Raw genomic sequence first — 4,990 nt, forward strand, 5'->3', positions numbered from 1 at the left:
ACATTCATTTCCCCTCAAATATTGAATTCTTACCAATTCTCTTGATATCCTCAAAAAACATAACAAAAGTATACATTCAAATTATTATAAATAAAGAAAACAAAACATCAGATGGGTTTCAGTAAAAATCATATGCTATAAAAAAAAGCCTATTTCTTGGCGTCCAGAAATAGGCAAAAGGGTTACAACATGAGCTAAGCTATAACGTACACTCCTTACTCTTAATTACAAAACATTATATTGGGGACTAGATCCTTTCAAAACCATAATTATATGGCTTTGAATCACAATGATCATTGAGCATGCATCATCACCCCCTATCAAACTTTATTTTTTCTGATTTAATATTAATAAGTATTTACTCTGATTTTTTGAAAGAATTTTCCACCCAATAAATCACAGAAGTTCCAAAAGCACCATAAATAAGATTCTTGCCTAATTCCGGGAGAAGATTGCTCCAATTAACCGAAACATTAATAGTCCCATCATTAATAAACAAAAAAAGCACTCCAAAAAACGAAAACACTGTTAAATAAATCACAAAACGCTTGCTCATGTCTTATCCCCATTTCTTTTAATTTTTATATTTTTTACAAACAAAATACAAAGATAAAAAGTATACGGGAATAAAAACCCGATACATTTTTACCTTGCATCGGGTACGTTATAACCATATTTTACAATAAAATAAAAATATATAATACTTTTAAAATAAATAAATATACGTGAAACAAGGAAATGCTTATATGCCAATCTATACTGCATTCTGTTATCCTATGTATGCTATATTTCTATTCATCTTTTTCTATTGTTCTTTTTCCAACATTAGACCTTACAAAGAATAGCAATCATATTTAATTTTTAAACAAACCGAAAAAACCTTTCCGTTTTTGCTTCTGCATATCTCTAATGTTTTCAAGCAATAACTGATCTCGCTTCTCTAGCTTCTTCTCTATAAAAACTTCTAATTCACTGTTTTTACCTTCTACTTCAGTTAACTTTTTCTCCGTATTCGCTAAATGCTCTTTTGTCGTAACCAATTCATTCGTAATTTCTTGCAATTTTTGAACCAGTGCTTGATTAAATTGATTTTGTAACTGCTGATTTTCTAATACTTCATTTAATTTCTTTTCTAATTCTGATTTTTCTTCTTTTGAAACAAACGAATCTAGTTCTCCGTTTCGCCATGCCCGAACTTGATCGTAAGACCATTTTTGCACCTGTATTTTTTCTTTTATTGCTTTTAATTCTTCTATATTTTCCTTCGAGTATCTACGATGCCCTCCCTGACTTCGCTCCGTTTGTATGTTAAATTCGTTTGACCATACCTTTAACAAATCAGGTGTGATCCCTAAAAAATCCGCAACAATTTTCGGTGTATGCATTTCCGATTTTAGTTCCAATTTTCATTCCTCCCCCAAAAACGGAATACGTTTTTCACTTAAAAAACACGATTAAATCAACATTCCAATCAAAATCGGAATGTACTTAGAACCGATATAACACCCGATTTTAAAAACGATTTAATTTCGAAATACATTCCGATTTTACCACCGATATGTATTACTTCTCGATAATAACATCAAAATCTTTTTTATTTATACAAGATTTTATGCAAAAAAAGAATAGTAGGGATCCTCCGGACCCCTACTATATCAACCATGTATAAAATTATGCATATCCATTTTACTAGAAAAGAAAAAAGAACCCCATAAAACAAGGGTTTCTCCTTTATCCTTGCTACCGATAACAAGAATTATGTAAACACAAAAGTCCTCCAGTTAAACAATCCGGAGGACTTTTAATAGTTTTCTAAGCTATCTTCCAAATACACTCAATCCTAAATAAATCAAACTATAACTAATTAAAGCACTTGCAAGCATCAAACCTATTTTTAATAATTTGTCTTTTATATTAGGCTTTACTTCACTTACAGGTTTTCCCTCTATAAAATCAACTATTTGACGATAAGTTTTTAAATTATGCTCTTTTTTTATGTTTTCAACTTGCTGTGATGAAAACATAAGCAAAATCGTAAGTGCCAAAGGTATTATAAGGCCATAATAACCCAAAAAGTGAAATACAGGTGCAATAGAAATAGGAAGTATAATCATTGATGCTAACATGATATAACTCCACTTAAAGAAAGTTGATTTTTGAAGTTCTTCTTTCATAATCTTTACATCTCCTTTAACTAAATCATCCAGGGAGACATTAAAGAGAATACTCATCATTAGTAAATTATGAATATCTGGATAGTTTCTTTCATTTTCCCAGTTAGAAATAGATTGTCTGGAAACATGAATTTTTGCTGCTAACTCCTCTTGAGACATATTATCCCGTTTACGAAAATAATGTATCTGTTTACCAATGTTCATTTATACATCTCCCTTAAGTTTGAGGTTAAATTAAAGGCTAATTAAAGACTACCAAACTTCTTTATAATAACGTGATTTTAAGGTGTAAAAATGTTTTATCATGCTATTTCCCCCTGTTTTTAGGTGTGAGTGCTGGATTAACTAATGCAATTGCTGATTAAAGCAACTGTTTAAAGAATAAACCTCTTTTGAATGGGAATGGTTTGCTTTTACTTCCTATAGGTACAAACATATATCTTGTGAAGAATACATATATATCAAAACAAAAGTTAACAATGTTTTTTATAGTTAACATAAATGCATTATAACAAAAATAAATCATGATAAAACCTTAAAAATATAAGGATAATAACACTTTACTTTTGTTAACTAACACTAAAAAACACCTTCCAATAAAGACGAAAAAATGTTATATTGTTAACAATATAACTAAAGGAGTGAATAGTTAATGAAAATTACTATGATGAATAAGGATTCCGGAAACTCACTTGATATGAACTTGATTGATGGTTTCTATATTGAAACACCTACAAACGTTGTAGAAATCAGTAAAGATGAAGCTGACTCTCATTTTGTAGCAACCATTACTAATCCTAAAGAATTATTATCTCGCCTACTTATTTCAACAACAATTCCAGGAGAAGAAACCGAACGCTTCTTCTTAGTTGGCGACGAAGCTGCAAAACATGCATTAGCTAACAATCATGTCAATAAACTCCATGATAAAATTACAAGTCCTATCCCTTACGTAATGTTTTTATCAGCTGTTTCTTTCTATCATGCTATTAATGAAACTCGCGAATCGGATGACAATACAGTTGAAATTGAATATTTCCAAACAATGTTACCTATATGGTTACTGAAACGAACAGCTAAATTTAGTGAAGCCCAAAATGCAATGGCGGAACGATTTGCTGGAGAGCATGAAGTTACAATACATACACCAGGAATGGAAAAAGCATTAAAAATAACTGTAGAAAAGGCAACTTGTCGTATCGAAGGAGAAATTGCACGTTTAGCTATTAAAAAGAATTTCGAATTAGAAGATCGTGAAGAAGCAAGACAATTCGATAACAACGATACAGTACTTGTTGATATCGGTGGTGGAACGATTGATTTAGTATTATCACCAACCGGTTTAAAATCACCTAAGAACCGTGATTCAATGCAACCAATAGACAAATTATCTTATCTATCTCATATCGAAAAATTAAGAAAAGAAAAGTTCCTAGAAAAATTCTCAGATTTACGTTCATTTGAAACATTTATAGTAAACAATTTCCAAAAACCAAAAATGGAATTAATCGACGGAAACACTGGCCAACGTGTAGATTTAACAGACAAAATTCGTTCTTCCTTAAAAGAGTTTGCTAAGTTTCTAATTTTAAAAATCCAAGATGTAATGCCTGCACCAGCTGATAAAGTTTATAAATATGTTTATTTCGGTGGTGTTGCCCCAATACTAGAAACTAGCATTCATGAAGTCATTGAAGAGATGTATGGAGCTGAAATTGCTCAAGCAAATCATATTTTCTTACCAGATTCACGCAAATTAAATTTATATGGTCTTGAAGTAAAAAGTCGCGGTGAAATGCTGCAAAAAACAGAGAAATAAGTATAGCCAGAAAGGAGGAGCCGCATTATGGGGCGTACTAAAAAGACCGAGAAACAAACAGTGTTTGGGCTTCGAACAGATCACATGAGCGAAGAAGTTTATAATCACCTTGAGCAAAAAGCCCGCTCAAAAAAGCTGGCAACTTATATTATTCAATTAGTTGAACAAGACTTAACACAAAAAGAGCCCTTTGATGCAAAAAAAGAACTTCTAAATGTCTCAAAAAACCAAGAACAAATGATGAATGCCATAAAACAAATTACACAAACAATTTCAGATCTCCAGGTGGCTCCTGTATCTGCTGTTCTTATGCAAAACGATGATAATACCCATAATTCCCTGGCAGACGATTTATTAAAAGACGTAGGTCAAATGGGACAATTAATAACTAATATCAACATTACAGGATCATTAGACGAAGACGATTTAGAAGATCCGGATTTCTAAAACAAAAAGAGTTGCTGTCATATGAGCAACTCTTTTTGTTTTGTATAAACTTAAAATATCCCAAATAATTTCTTCCTTTTGGGTTCTTGGTTAGAAATATCAGCTTTAGCGTTGATTTTTTTTAATTCCTTCATAATAAGATCAAGTTTCTTTTCTAATTCCTGATTTTTTTCACGCTCTGCTTCAAGCTCTTGTTTAAATACATCATTACTTTGACGTTCGATTTCAAGTTCTTTTCGAAAACCTATAAATTCAGTCTTTATATCTTCTAAGAAATTTCGAATTTCGCTCGATACAGATTGTAGCGCGTATTGCTCCTCTTCACTCCGAGACCTTGTCACAGCAACTTCCGAACGCGCTACACTCTGTGTCGCACGAGATTGCTGTGTCATCAACACGCTAACGGCGTGATTCAATGAAACCTTAGTTTTTTCTCTAATCTCTTTTAGAGTATTAAAAACTGTCACATCATCGGTATGATACAGTCTTGTGTCGCCATCTTTATTAAACTCATAGCCTTGTTTTTCGAGTTCTAAGCTATATTTTCTAA

6 protein-coding genes are annotated in these 4,990 nt (G+C 31.7%); 2 read left to right on the top strand and 4 right to left on the bottom strand.

Annotated elements, in window-relative coordinates:
* Nucleotides 1-358: 358 nt before the first annotated feature.
* The 3 genes from ACQGS6_RS22755 to ACQGS6_RS22765 all read right to left on the bottom strand — a co-directional run bounded on the left by ACQGS6_RS22755 (nt 359) and on the right by ACQGS6_RS22765 (nt 2,378).
* Entirely contained in the window at nt 359-556 is a 198-nt protein-coding gene (locus tag ACQGS6_RS22755; protein WP_075312708.1) for a hypothetical protein, read from the bottom strand.
* Between the two features lie 298 nt (nt 557-854).
* Entirely contained in the window at nt 855-1,403 is a 549-nt protein-coding gene (locus ACQGS6_RS22760) for a MerR family transcriptional regulator (protein WP_240369443.1), read from the bottom strand.
* Nucleotides 1,404-1,817: 414 nt separating this feature from the next.
* Nucleotides 1,818-2,378 (bottom strand): helix-turn-helix domain-containing protein, encoded by a 561-nt coding sequence (locus ACQGS6_RS22765; protein ID WP_098023055.1) that lies wholly within the window; start codon nt 2,376-2,378, stop codon nt 1,818-1,820.
* Nucleotides 2,379-2,826: 448 nt separating this feature from the next.
* On the opposite strand from ACQGS6_RS22765, the gene ACQGS6_RS22770 reads away from it, so the two are divergent.
* Together ACQGS6_RS22770 and ACQGS6_RS22775 are read left to right on the top strand one after the other, a co-directional pair.
* A complete protein-coding gene (locus ACQGS6_RS22770) occupies nt 2,827-3,993 on the top strand; it encodes a ParM/StbA family protein (RefSeq protein WP_144514603.1) in 1,167 nt (388 codons plus the stop codon).
* A 27-nt stretch (nt 3,994-4,020) separates the two neighbouring features.
* Entirely contained in the window at nt 4,021-4,440 is a 420-nt protein-coding gene (locus tag ACQGS6_RS22775; RefSeq protein WP_231009707.1) for a hypothetical protein, read from the top strand.
* Between the two features lie 50 nt (nt 4,441-4,490).
* Here ACQGS6_RS22775 and ACQGS6_RS22780 read toward each other — a convergent pair.
* Nucleotides 4,491-4,990 (bottom strand): hypothetical protein (locus ACQGS6_RS22780; protein ID WP_426965644.1); only part of this gene is annotated, 500 nt, incomplete at its 5' end.

It is taken from the genome of Bacillus sp. GMs2/2 (genome assembly GCF_050172095.1).
GTDB lineage: Bacteria > Bacillota > Bacilli > Bacillales > Bacillaceae_G > Bacillus_A > Bacillus_A cereus.

Coding starts and splice junctions, on each gene's coding strand:
- ACQGS6_RS22770 (WP_144514603.1), top strand. CDS start 2,827: ATGAAAATTACTATGATGAATAAGGATTCCGGAAACTCACTTGATATG.
- ACQGS6_RS22765 (WP_098023055.1), bottom strand. CDS start 2,378: ATGAACATTGGTAAACAGATACATTATTTTCGTAAACGGGATAATATG.
- ACQGS6_RS22755 (WP_075312708.1), bottom strand. CDS start 556: ATGAGCAAGCGTTTTGTGATTTATTTAACAGTGTTTTCGTTTTTTGGA.
- ACQGS6_RS22775 (WP_231009707.1), top strand. CDS start 4,021: ATGGGGCGTACTAAAAAGACCGAGAAACAAACAGTGTTTGGGCTTCGA.